Origin of the sequence: Nostoc sp. CHAB 5836 (assembly GCF_020829445.1) — a bacterium.
Classification (GTDB): Bacteria; Cyanobacteriota; Cyanobacteriia; order Cyanobacteriales; family Nostocaceae; genus Nostoc.
Genome location: NZ_JAIVFV010000066.1, coordinates 22,617 through 35,104, shown reverse-complemented (window position 1 = coordinate 35,104; position 12,488 = coordinate 22,617). Strand labels below are relative to the sequence as shown.

Annotated in this window: 12 protein-coding genes; 5 read left to right on the top strand and 7 right to left on the bottom strand. The window is 43.3% G+C overall.

Translation table 11 applies throughout. From position 1 onward, the window contains the following. Positions 1 to 179: 179 nt before the first annotated feature. Both LC605_RS15340 and LC605_RS15335 read left to right on the top strand, forming a co-directional pair. A complete protein-coding gene (locus LC605_RS15340; RefSeq protein ID WP_229548389.1) occupies positions 180 to 716 on the top strand; it encodes an NUDIX hydrolase in 537 nt (178 codons plus the stop codon). A 42-nt stretch (positions 717 to 758) separates the two neighbouring features. Next, positions 759 to 1,253 (top strand): hypothetical protein, encoded by a 495-nt coding sequence (locus LC605_RS15335; protein ID WP_229548388.1) that lies wholly within the window; start codon positions 759 to 761, stop codon positions 1,251 to 1,253. Positions 1,254 to 1,472: 219 nt separating this feature from the next. On the opposite strand, the gene LC605_RS15330 is transcribed toward LC605_RS15335, so the two are convergent. From LC605_RS15330 to rimI, 3 genes are all read right to left on the bottom strand, one after another. Continuing rightward, entirely contained in the window at positions 1,473 to 2,855 is a 1,383-nt protein-coding gene (locus tag LC605_RS15330) for a GUN4 domain-containing protein (RefSeq protein ID WP_229548387.1), read from the bottom strand. 354 nt (positions 2,856 to 3,209) lie between these two features. Next, positions 3,210 to 5,678 carry an ATP-dependent Clp protease ATP-binding subunit gene (locus LC605_RS15325; RefSeq protein ID WP_229548386.1) on the bottom strand — a complete coding sequence of 823 codons (2,469 nt, stop codon included), beginning with the start codon at positions 5,676 to 5,678 and terminating at the stop codon, positions 3,210 to 3,212. 886 nt (positions 5,679 to 6,564) lie between these two features. Then, positions 6,565 to 7,116, bottom strand: a complete 552-nt coding sequence (rimI, locus tag LC605_RS15320; protein ID WP_229548385.1) for a ribosomal protein S18-alanine N-acetyltransferase — start codon at positions 7,114 to 7,116, stop codon at positions 6,565 to 6,567. 93 nt (positions 7,117 to 7,209) lie between these two features. Between rimI and lysA the strand changes: the two genes are divergently transcribed. The 3 genes from lysA (at position 7,210) to LC605_RS15305 (ending at position 10,593) form a co-directional block, all read left to right on the top strand. Next, a complete protein-coding gene (gene lysA / locus LC605_RS15315; protein WP_229548384.1) occupies positions 7,210 to 8,766 on the top strand; it encodes a diaminopimelate decarboxylase in 1,557 nt (518 codons plus the stop codon). Between the two features lie 115 nt (positions 8,767 to 8,881). After that, positions 8,882 to 9,847, top strand: a complete 966-nt coding sequence (gene cdaA / locus LC605_RS15310) for a diadenylate cyclase CdaA (protein WP_229548383.1) — start codon at positions 8,882 to 8,884, stop codon at positions 9,845 to 9,847. Then, positions 9,844 to 10,593: an isoprenyl transferase gene (locus LC605_RS15305; protein WP_229548382.1), complete on the top strand. Its 750-nt coding sequence runs from the start codon at positions 9,844 to 9,846 to the stop codon at positions 10,591 to 10,593. Before cdaA ends, LC605_RS15305 begins: the two co-directional genes overlap by 4 nt. A 288-nt stretch (positions 10,594 to 10,881) precedes the next feature. On the opposite strand, the gene LC605_RS15300 is transcribed toward LC605_RS15305, so the two are convergent. Genes LC605_RS15300 through LC605_RS15285 form a run of 4 tightly spaced genes read right to left on the bottom strand, consistent with a single transcriptional unit; the run spans position 10,882 to position 12,312 of the window. Further along, complete coding sequence (locus LC605_RS15300) at positions 10,882 to 11,127, bottom strand: DUF2283 domain-containing protein (protein WP_229548381.1); 246 nt, start codon at positions 11,125 to 11,127, stop codon at positions 10,882 to 10,884. Next, positions 11,120 to 11,422 (bottom strand): hypothetical protein, encoded by a 303-nt coding sequence (locus LC605_RS15295; RefSeq protein ID WP_229548380.1) that lies wholly within the window; start codon positions 11,420 to 11,422, stop codon positions 11,120 to 11,122. The genes LC605_RS15300 and LC605_RS15295 overlap by 8 nt, the downstream gene beginning before the upstream one ends. 46 nt (positions 11,423 to 11,468) lie before the next feature. Next, positions 11,469 to 11,741 carry a DUF3143 domain-containing protein gene (locus LC605_RS15290; RefSeq protein WP_229548379.1) on the bottom strand — a complete coding sequence of 91 codons (273 nt, stop codon included), beginning with the start codon at positions 11,739 to 11,741 and terminating at the stop codon, positions 11,469 to 11,471. Positions 11,742 to 11,793: 52 nt separating this feature from the next. Continuing rightward, positions 11,794 to 12,312 carry a J domain-containing protein gene (locus LC605_RS15285; protein WP_229548391.1) on the bottom strand — a complete coding sequence of 173 codons (519 nt, stop codon included), beginning with the start codon at positions 12,310 to 12,312 and terminating at the stop codon, positions 11,794 to 11,796. Between the last annotated feature and the right edge of the window lie 176 nt (positions 12,313 to 12,488).

Below are 12,488 nucleotides of genomic sequence, written 5' to 3'. Positions count from 1 at the left end.
TGTAGAAGCATAACTTTGCCGAAATGAATTGGAAGCATAAGCACGTTTTAACGGCAATCTTATGGTTCCACCGACAGCAAGGGTTTTAAACTTTACGTGGCGGCTCATGTCACCCTCGCTACTTTTACCCCAATTAGTGAGGTTGACATCTGAATAAATCAAGTACCGGAATATAGCCAATGGATACGGATAGAGTCATCTTTAGCACCCAGTGGATTGCTGTTAGGGAATCTTCTCAGGGATTTCAATATTTGGAACGAAATGGTAAGGATTCAGTTGCGGTATTTCTTTTGAGAAAGAGCGGCGAAAATCCGGCACAGTATGATGTCCTAATTCGACACCAGCATCTCTGTATTGATAATCAAGAGGTAAATGGAAGACTAAAGCTGTTTCCCTGTCCAATTACAGGTGCATTGGATGAAGGGGAATCATCAGAAGCCGCTGCCATTCGAGAGGTCTTTGAAGAGACAGGATATAGGGTTCAGGTTTTACCTTTGGGCAAGTATGTTGTTGGTACTCAGGTGAATGAAGTCTGTTATTTGTATTATGCAAATGTTACAGGCATAGTGCCGGATGAGGCTCAAGAGGATGGAACTTATTTGGAGTCCATTGGTAGAAACGAATGGCATCCCTTTAATTATCTAGAAATGTGTGAGTACTCGGCTTGTCAGATTGGATTCTTTAAGCTGCGAAAGATACTTTTTCAAGAGAGTTAGTTTTATTTTACAATCGAGTGGCTCTCGTTATAGTGGAGTATTATGCCAAGCAACGATCCAGACAGAGTTAAAGAAGATCGAGACTTTTTGATTAAACAAAGTGAAATGCTGCAATCTGTAATTAAACGCATGGCAGACAATTCGCTTGAAGCTAAAAAGTTTGGATTAACGGTTTGGGCTGCGATCGTTGGATTTGGTTTTCAAAATAGAAACCCTATTTTATTTATCCTGGCATTCGTCTCTTTTACTTTATTCGGTTTACTGGATATCTATTATTTGTACATGGAGAGAGAATTTCGGAAGAACTTCAATCGGTTAGTTCGGATCATTGGAGGTTATGCATCTAACGAAGATTACCAATGGGTAGAGCAAATGAAGTTAAAACAAAGAAACTTTTTTATACCTGATTTGTCACCTGATTTTTTCAGGCAGATTTTCAGTAAGGATAGTGTCCTAAAATCCTGGGCAAACCTTCCTTATTTGATTACTTTTTTGATTACGATGGTGCTGATGTATGTACCTTTGCCCTCGAAATAGAAATGCCAAAGGTAGCATCCTAGATGTGTTGTTATTCTATTTGAGAAACAATTATAGGACTCATATTTGATTTTTGAAAAGATACGTAGGGTGCGTTAGCGTTTCGCGTAACGCACCATTGGTCAGGATTTGGTGCGTTACGCTGTCGCTAACGCACCCTACAAATACCTAATTTTGTTCAAAAATCAAATCGGATTCCTATATAGAAATTCTCTCCAATTAAAGAACAAAATCTTTGCAGCACTTCTGAATTCTCTTTATGTATACTTGTCGGGTTTCGTGTGATCCCCCATCCCATAGGACTGATACTGGGCGGTGTCCTTTTGGGGGATTGGGTAGATCATATTTAAATTTATCTATATACACGAATCGATGATCTTCGTTATAAAATCCCCAATCCAATGCAACAAAGAAGTCAAAAAGTATGTCTTGAACTTCTGCTCTCTCTTTAACTTGTTGCCAGATATCTATTTGTGCGCTGTAACCAAAGTGACTTTTACTGTAATCTGTCCAAAGTTTATCAATTTTACGTATATCTTTACATGGAATTTTCTGAAAATCAGTTAAACTAAAATAATTTTGTTGGACATTTGTTACTTTTAACAAGAGATTTTTAGTAATTTCATCTGCTTCTATCCAGCTTTCTTTTTCAAGCGAATACTCTAATTGAGCATATAGCAATAATTCTTCAGTGTCCTTATCACTTAGTCCCAAATTATTCTGAAGTTCTTTCAAGTTAGAAAGGATATCATCACTAACAAAACCTTCTGTTTCTAACTTTTTCATCAGAAGGTTGTGATATTTTTGAAGGTTTTTTTTGTATATTTCGTGCCGTTGGCGACGTGATTCAAGAACATCATCTTCAATAGCTTTAGCCTTATCAGTATCTAGCCCTATTTTCTGGTTTATTGTTTCTAAGCTAGTCTTATGAATTTCATCAATGTCATCATAGGGTTCAGAGAGTGAAACCCTGTTAACATACTCTTCAACTTTTTTACGGTATTCAATCTCAGGAGTCTGTTGTTGCTCTAAAGATTTTACTGGCGGTTTCTGAGGAGAAAATAACACTGGTTCAGAAGGGAGTAGTAGAGGTATCCCTTCAATTTCTGGCATTATAATGGTGTTTTGTTTTCTCAGACGATAGCAAAGTTCTCTAAAGCTTTTATCGTCATTAAGGACATATTTATCTCTGGAATTTAGTACCAGAGGAACATAATCCAAGTCAGATTGAGAAAATACAACTGGGATAAATTTAGTGTCTCTTAACTGAGCGTTGTAAAGGTTGTTTCTGATAATTGTTCCTTCCCACGAAACCCCTAAACCTTTTTCAGGTTCCTCGTTACCCTCAAATCGTCGCTGGTATGTCTCAGTAAAGATGATAAGCACAAACTCAGCCCACTTAATTCGCTCTGACATCCAAACATCCCATCCTTGAACAGGAGTATAAGGAGACTCTGCTCGCACATAACGATCTATATATGCGTCAATCCCCCATACTGCGCGTAAGGTATTTGCTAGTTTCAACACATTTTCTTTGTGTTCGTCTGAGTCCCAGCTATAGCTAATGAAAACTTTTGTTGGTGTTTGTATTTGTTCTGTCATTTTTGTCTCTCAAGCATAGATAAGCTGTTGCGTATTTAATTTGTATATTGGAAACGGGCAAGATGCCCGCACTACAATAATTTTACGTTTTCGTGTTATGCATTTACGAGAGTAACTTGATGCTCTAACCATTAACTAACTTCAGTAGACCGACCGAAAACTTTGGCGTTAGCGTTCGCGGAGCGTCTCGTAGAGAAGCTCACCGTTCGCGCAGCGTCTCGCAGAGAAGGTATCGCCTATTCTACACTTTACAACATTAACTCCAGATATTTTCCCACAAAAAAACGGTAGAGCAATTAATACTCTACCGTTTTCTAATTTTGTATTTGAGACTTAAATCTCAAACTCTAAATCTTACTCAACACCTTGGGGTAACAATTCCCGACGCTGTTGAGAACTAACTTGGACAACGCCATTTTCATCGACATCAACTAAGGCTGTATCGCCATCCTTAATGCGACCAGACAGAATTTCTTCTGCTAGGCTATCTTCTAACAGGCGCATAATCGCCCGACGTAATGGCCTTGCGCCGTAGCTGGGACTGTAACCTTCAGTGATCAAACGATCCTTGAAGCGGTCTGTGACTTCTAAGGTGATACCCTTTTCAGTTAAACGCCCAAATACTTCCTTAAGCATAATTTCGGCGATTTGGGTCACTTCCGGCTTGCTCAACTGACGGAAGACGATAATTTCATCGAGTCGGTTGAGGAACTCTGGACGGAAGTACTGCTTGAGTTCTTCGTTGACCAAAGAGCGAATCCGGTTGTAAGTTGACTCGCTGGCGTCTTCGGAGAATTCAAAGCCGATACCGCTACCGCCTTTTTCAATTACCTTAGAACCAATATTGGAAGTTAAAATCAGCAAGGTGTTCTTGAAGTCCACCGTGCGACCTTTGGCATCAGTTAACCGTCCGTCTTCCAAAATTTGCAGCAGCATATTGAAAACATCGGGGTGGGCTTTTTCGATTTCGTCGAACAACACCACGGTGTAAGGACGCCGCCGCACGGCTTCAGTCAGCTGACCACCTTCGTTATAACCAACATAGCCTGGAGGGGAACCAATCAGCTTGCTGACGGTGTGACGCTCCATGTATTCGGACATATCTAAGCGGATCATCGCTTCTTCGGAACCGAAGAAGTAAGCAGCTAAGGACTTCGCCAACTCGGTTTTACCTACACCAGTAGGCCCAGAGAAGACAAAGCTAGCTATGGGTCGGTTGGGATTTTTCAAGCCGACACGAGCGCGACGAATTGCCCGTGAAACTGCTTTCACAGCTTCATCCTGACCGATTAAACGCTGATGCAAGGTGTCTTCCATGTGCAACAGCTTTTCAGATTCAGATTCGGTGAGTTTGTTCACCGGTACTCCAGTCCAAGAAGCGACAATGTGGGCAATGTCTTCTTCTGTAACTACAGGTTCTTCACCTTCTGTGCCAGTTGCGTTGGTCTTGCTTTGAGCGATCGCTCGAATTTCGGCTTTGATTTCCATTTCGCGATCGCGCAATCCCCCAGCTTTATCGAAGTCTTGAGAGCGCACCGCGTCATCTTTTTCTTTTAATATCTGACGCAGTTCTTTGTCTAACTCTTTGGCTGCGGGTGGCAATTGGGAGTTAATCAAGCGCACCCTAGAACCAGCTTCATCAACTAAGTCGATGGCTTTATCTGGGAGGTAGCGATCGCTAATGTAACGGTCTGATAACTTCGCCGCCGCTACCAATGCTTCGTCGGAGATTTTCAGTTTATGGTGTTGCTCGTAGCGTTCGCGCAGACCATACAAGATTTCAATTGTTTCATCAACTGTCGGTTCGCCAACCATTACTGGCTGGAAACGCCGCTCTAGAGCTGCATCTCGCTCGATGTGCTTCCGGTATTCATCTAGGGTTGTAGCACCGATGCACTGCAACTCACCTCTGGCCAAAGCTGGCTTGAGGATATTTGCTGCGTCAATAGCACCTTCTGCTGCACCTGCACCAATTAAGGTGTGTACCTCATCAATCACGAGAATGACATTACCCGCCGAGCGGATTTCATCCATGATTTTTTTCAAGCGTTCTTCAAATTCACCCCGGTATTTGGTTCCGGCTACGAGCAAACCAATATCCAGTGTGACGACGCGTTTATCTTCGAGGATGTCAGGGATATCCTTAGTGGCAATGCGTGAAGCTAAACCTTCAGCGATCGCAGTTTTACCAACCCCTGGTTCTCCAATCAGCACTGGGTTATTTTTAGTTCGCCTACCCAATATCTGGATCACCCGCTCAATTTCCTTGGCGCGTCCCACCACCGGATCGAGCTTGTTATCCATTGCCATCTGGGTCAGGTTAGAGCCAAATTCATCCAGAGTCGGGGTTTTTGTGCGCCCGGATGAACCGCCTGGTGAAACTTCGGCAGTTTCTCCCAACATCCGGATGACTTGGGTTCTTACCTTAGATAGATCCACGCCGAGGTTTTCTAGCACCCTGGCTGCGACACCTTCCCCTTCGCGGATTAGGCCCAACAGCAGATGCTCGGTGCCAATGTAGTTATGCCCCAGTTGGCGTGCTTCTTCCAAGGAGAGTTCTAAAACTCGCTTTGCCCGTGGCGTAAACGGAATTTCCACGGCAACAAAGCCTGATCCCCGTCCTATAATTTTTTCAACTTCAATTCGGGCATCTTTGAGATTGACGCCCATTGATTTCAGCACCTTCGCAGCCACACCAGTGCCTTCGCCAATCAGACCCAGGAGGATCTGCTCGGTTCCAACAAAGTTGTGACCTAAACGGCGGGCCTCTTCTTGGGCCAGCATGATTACCTTAATGGCTTTTTCTGTGAAGCGCTCAAACATGGCTTTATCCCATCATCTGCGGTCGTGCCGGTATGCTGATTTTAGCACAGGCAAAGCTTTTGGATGCCTGTATAACAGATTATAGACATCCTGAAGCTATGACTTAGGTTGATGGGCTAATTGTTAACTATTGACTACTTTTATCTAACTAGTGTACTGAGGAGCTTTAGTTCACCAGTGTTTTTGAGATTTATTACAGATAGTTTACTACTTACATTGAGAGTTTTTTGACTCAATCCAAAATACTAATATCTAACATATATATTTTTTCAGATCAAGCAAAAATATCTTATTATATATATTTGTTATAAATAAAAGCTTTTAGATAAAACATTTGAATATAAATAGGTGCTGCAAAGTGACATTTTTTTGCTGAAGCTGATCACAAGCCCCAATAAGGGACTTCCAAGAAATAAATTACTCAAATAAACGAACCACAGAGGCGCAGAGAACACGGAGGAATGAGGAGAAGAGAGTTTTTTGGGTATTTTTTTATTTGGAAGTCTCTAGTTCAAAATTAATAATGCCCAACACTTAGGTAAGTTGGCGCAATTAAAGTTAACTGGCTAAGTACAGTTTTGCATAAAATCGTAGTGAATTGAGGGTTGAAATTTAAACGCATAGGCGCTTCTCTACGAGACGCTACGCGAACGCCTTCCCGCAGGGTAGGAGCGCAAAGGGAAGCGCATAGGCGCTTCGCCTTCCCGTAGGGTAGGAACGCAAAGAGAATTCGCTACGAATTTATGAAATATTGTACTAAGGCTGTCATCGGTCATTGGTCATTGGTTATTAGTAAGGGTTTGAAGCTTATTTAGGTTTCGTAATATAGTTGGGGTTTTTCGCACTAATGTACTGAAATAATTTGTAATTGATCATGAATTACGAATTAGTTAAAAAGCAAGTGCCAAGAGGATTTGTCTAGGCGATCGCTGACAATGGAATACCACTGGTCTAAAGTTGCTTGAAATTTGGGGTGTTGTAAATCTGGGAGCCAAAGAATCAACGCGTCCTCATCGTTATCTTGGTAGTAACGCCGCCGCCGTCCGGCTGTTTGAAAGCCAAATTTTTGATATAAAGATATAGCTGCCAAGTTGGAAGCTCGGACTTCGAGGGTAGCTCGCTCCATTTTGCGATCGCAAGCTGTCTTAATCAGTGAATATAATAAAGCCGCACCCATTCCCTGACGGTGATATTCTGGATGAACCGCCAAAATTGTAATGTGGGCTTCCTCCAAAATTGACCAAAAGCAACCCATTCCCAATAGTCTCGAATTAGAGACAGGGGAAAATAAACCTAGTAGGTCGCTGTTGGGACTGTCCAACTCTCGTTGGTAGCCTTCCATTGTCCATAGACCGCCAAAACAGGCTTGATCCAGTTCCAACAATGCACTTAGATGCTTTGGAGTCAGTAATTGAATTTCTAAGTCTGATGAGATCACATTATATTGAATAAGATTACAAACCCTTTGTAAACTGGGTATCGAGAGACAAACTCAAAGCTCGTAATTTAAACAAGGAAAACTTTTATAGTTATGGTATCGACTCACCCCACTGGGGTTCAACATTCTGGAAGTCAATATTTACCTCAAAGGCGTGACACCAGCGCAAATCCATCGCCTAATCAAGAACTTTTACCCTTGACTGCTAGAGTTCATGATCATGACCTCCTGGAAATTGGTGGGTGTGATGTCACAACCCTAGTTGAGCAGTTTGGTTCACCTTTATATATTTTAGATGAAGAAACCCTGCGTTCGGCTTGTCAGCAATACCGAGATGCTTTCAAGCAATACTACAAGGGCGAATCTCAAGTATTGTACGCCTCAAAAGCTTGGAATTGTTTAGCAGTTTGTGCGATCGCGGCTTCTGTTGGTTTAGGAATTGATGTCGCATCAGGCGGTGAACTTTACACCGCGCTGCAAGCAGGTGTCAATCCTGAGAAAATCTATCTTCATAACAACAATAAGTCTCGTGAAGAACTGATTTTTGCCACTGAAGTCGGTTGCACTATTGTGGTGGATAACTGGCACGAATTAAAAACCTTGGTCGAAATTGCTGGGGAGCAGGGGAGCAGGGGAGATGAGGGAGCAGGGGGAGATGAGGGAGCAGGGGGAGATGAGGGAGCAGGGGGAGATGAGGGAGCAGGGGGAGATGAGGGAGCAGGGGGAGATGAGGGAGCAATATTGTCTTCATCTCCCTCATCCCCCTCATCCCCCTCATCCCCTCTTACCATCCGCATCATGTTACGCCTGACTCCGGGTATTGAATGTCACACACATGAATATATCCGCACGGGGCAACTAGATAGTAAATTTGGCTTTGATCCAAATGAGTTAGAGGAATTATTTACTTTTGTCAGCAAACAGTCTTTCCTTAACTGTGTAGGGTTACATGGTCATATTGGTTCCCAAATTTTTGAACGCCAACCGCATCGAGATTTAGCAGCTTTGATGGTGCAGTGGTTACGTGATGCGGCGAAGTATGGTTTAAATTTGACAGAGTTAAATGTCGGCGGTGGTTTAGGGATTAAGTATACAGAATCAGACGACCCCCCCAGCATTGAAGAGTGGGTGAAGGCAATTTGTGAAGTGATCCAAGAAGCTTGTGCAGCCGAAAATCTGCCTTTGCCAAAATTACTTTGTGAACCAGGGCGATCGCTAATTGCTACAGCTTGCGTTACTGCCTATACTGTTGGTTCATCCAAAGTCATCCCAGAGATTCGTACCTACGTAGCGATCGATGGAGGAATGTCTGACAATCCCCGCCCGATTACTTACCAATCAGTTTATCGGGCAGTTGTTGCCAATAAAATGTCTTCTCCCTCAACCGAAACAGTCACAATTGCTGGTAAACATTGTGAATCAGGAGATATTCTGATTAAAAATGCACTACTCCCAAAGACTGAACCAGGGGATATTCTCGTAGTTATGGGAACTGGTGCGTACAATTACAGTATGGCATCTAACTACAACCGCTTGCCCCGACCGGCAGCAGTCCTAGTGGTGAATGGCGAAGCAAATTTATTTTTGCAACGTGAAACTTATCAAGACTTAATTCGACAAGATCGCTTACCAGAAAGACTAAAGAAATAGTCATTTGTCCTTGGTCATTGGTCATTAGCCAGGAACTAATGACTAATGACTAATGACCAATGACTAATGACTAATGACTAATTGTAATTAGAGGCAAAAGTGTAATCCAGATGTCATGAGAGATTGGTGGAAGCAATGGCTGACAAACCTGGGATGGTCACAGTCCTTGCTACTTGGGACTCTGGATATTGTGTTAGTGCTGGCGCTGACCTACATGATACTAGTTATCATTAGTGAGCGCCGGACACTGTGGCTGGTGAGGGGATTCATTATCTTAATGCTAGCCTCAGCACTAAGTGGCAGATTAGGACTACCTCTGCTAAGTTTTGTATTAGAAAAGTTGGTGATTGGTTGTGCTGTGGCGATGGCAGTTGCTCTACAGTCAGAGTTTCGACGCTTTTTGGAGCAATTGGGACGTGGCGAATTTCGCCAGCTGTTTCAACCCGATCGGTTGGCAATCCCTAAATCTGATAGTGTAATTGATGAAATTGTCGAGGCTGTTAAAGAATTGTCAAAAAACCGCATTGGAGCTTTACTAATTTTGGAAACCACAGGCCCAATTGATGAGCGAGATTTTTCTGTGCCAGGAGTAAAGCTCAATGCCGAAGTTTCTAAAGAACTGATCCAAACAATTTTTCAGCCGAAAACGTTGTTACACGACGGAGCAACACTGATCCGTGGTTCACGGATTGTATCATCGGGTATAATTTTACCACTTTCGGGACGCACAGCCTCGCGCCAGTTGGGAACACGCCACCGGGCGGCAATGGGAATTACTGAGCGGGTCGAAAATTGCATTTGTGTCGTTGTATCTGAAGAAACTGGTTCCATTTCCTTAGCGGAACGGGGAACCCTAAATAGACCACTGACGATTAGGAAGCTGAAAGAGTCATTAGAGGCTCTTTTGTCCCCAACCGTGGATAGGGAAGCTGTTGCTCCTGGTCTGTTGAGTTTTATTCGTCAGATACCTGGGAAGACACTAGCACTGGTTTCACGTTTACTCAGATTACCACGTCTTCGACGCTCTACGCGTAGCTTGCTTCCCCGTAGGGGTACGACCGCTTCTCGAGATAAAAAATGACAGCACAACAAACTAAACTGCAAGATTTGCCTACTGACTTAAAACGAGAACTATTGCCCCAGCACGTGGCGGTGATTATGGATGGTAATGGTCGATGGGCTAAACGTCAGGGTCTACCCCGAATTATGGGTCACAAGCGAGGAGTAGATGCTCTCAAGGATTTACTTCGCTGTTGTCAGGATTGGGGAATTCAGGCGCTGACGGCTTATGCGTTTTCAACGGAGAATTGGAAAAGACCGCAGGAAGAAGTGGATTTTTTGATGACTCTGTTTCAAAGAGTTTTGCGCCAAGAACTGCGGGAAATGGTCGAAGAGAATGTTCAAATTAAGTTTGTGGGCAATTTACAAGACCTGCCACGATCGCTCCAACTAGAAATATCCCGTTCAATGGAAGCAACTAAGGACAATCGCGGTATCCAGTTTTCGGTGGCAACTAATTATGGCGGACGGCAAGAGATTTTACAAGCTTGTCAGGCGATCGCCAAGCTTGTTCAGCAAGGTCTGCTACAATCTGATCAAATTGATGAACAGGTGTTTGAGAGCCACTTGTACACAGCCGGAATTACTGACCCAGATTTGTTAATTCGCACCAGTGGAGAAATGCGCCTTTCAAATTTTCTTCTCTGGCAAATGGCTTATGGGGAAATTTACATTACTGATACTCTTTGGCCCGATTTTGACCGTGCAGAGTTTCACCGTGCTTTGTGTGCCTACCAGCAACGGGAGCGGCGGTTTGGAAAAGTTTAAATCAAGTTAGGAGTTAAGAGTGAGGAGTGAGGAATAAATTAAAACTAATTCAGTAGGGTGGGCATCGTTTTCAATCGTTTTGGCGCGATGTCTACGACGGGCTACGCCTACGCACACGGGCACGAATTTGAGCCATTGCAATGGAGCCATCAACAACTTCGCCCCTTTGAGACGCTTCCCACCCAATACGCGCTTCTTGTTGCAGGTCTTGCAGTCGTCCTTGATAGATGTCTTCTTGCTGTTGCAGGAGTTTTATGCCTGCAAGAATAACTGCGATCGCTTCGCTGGCTATACTTCGCTGCGAACCAAGTTCAACAGCTTACCCTGAACAGATTCCAAAATAAAATCTCGGATGTAATTACTAGCATTAAGAATTTCCACGCCAATCAACTCTCCGGCTGCATTCAGTTCAGCAGTGACATTTGGACTAATTTCAATACTTGCTGATTCTGGCTCTTCGGAGATTAGCAGATGAAGAATATCCTCTTCTTTGAAGTAGTTTATTTGTGGCAATTGTTGCTTGATGTCAGACATTTGTAATCAACCGCCCGGTTTTTAGACGAAATCGAATTTGTTGTCGAGTTGTGGCGTGAATTGTAATCGGTGTAATCGTGTTTTCACTTTGTTCAAAGGGAATTAAAACTAGCTGTTCACCATGCTTCCCAACTGCGATCGCCCGATCTGTTTCTACATCATAATATCGTTTGCTGGAGAAGCGTAGGATATTTTCAATCAGATCAAGATCAAAGCCTCTCCCGGTTGCACGGTAACGAAGATAGGATGTCGAGATAATCTCAGGCATTGGTTCATGATTAGCGGTTCTTGTCACCACTATTATTCCTGCGATCGCCCGATCTTTTCCCTCAAAAGCGATCTTACGGCCCAGAAAACACGGCTTGTTCTACATCATCCCGACTGAGAGAATACTTAAATGAACGTTGAATATCTTGTCCATTTTCCCCAGATTGGACATATCGCACTACGATTTGCTCAACATCGAGCCATAGTTCAGCTTGCCAACTAGGGCGCTGCACGTACCAGCAATGCCTCTGTGTGTCATCTTGTTGACAGCCTTGCTCTTTTAGCCACTGTTCAATTTGTGGCAGGGGATGATTATATAGGGGGGTATCAGAGGGAAGAAGAGGCATAATAATTTTAGATTTGGGATTAGGGATTTTGAATTAAGGAAATTTTGATTTTTTAATTATCCACATGGGTAATTGGTTGCGACACATGAATAATCTGCTGTTGTACAGATGCAGTTGGTTGCAGTAAATGGCTTTGGAAAGCAGTCTCGCCACGAGTTAAGCCAATGGCAACTGCTAATAACAGGCAACCTACAAATGTTAACACCAGCATAAATAAAGCAAAGATTTCGCCAGATGATAAGGGGCGATCGCTGGCATCGAGGTAAGCTGATTTTGAGAAATCATGAGAACGCGAGACGGGATGATTCAAGTCAGGAGGTGGTTGAATCACTCCAAAGCGGGAATAGCCAATTTTTAAATCGTAGCCGAAGCGCCGTTCTGGATGGCTAAGGGTGGCGTAGGCTTCGTTGATTTGCTGAAATTTGGGAGTGGCGATCGCAGTCGGCAAGTCTGTAGTATCAGGATGATAACGTTTGCTCAGTTGCCGATAAGCGCGACGAATGTCGATTACCGATGCCGAGGGATGCAGTCCTAGCAGGGAGTAGTAAGTTGGTTTACTGCTTTGTGGCATTGCCCCTTTCTGATTCACGGCTGTTTGAGTCACTTTGCTCAAAGATATTTTTTATATTTTAAATCCTTTGTGAATTGAAGAGGGTAGAAGAAAAGATAGTAAGTCTAGCATCTGAACAATAGTGAATAGCCTAAGTAAGTCGGCAAGAATAAACCAAACTATATTACGAAACGTAA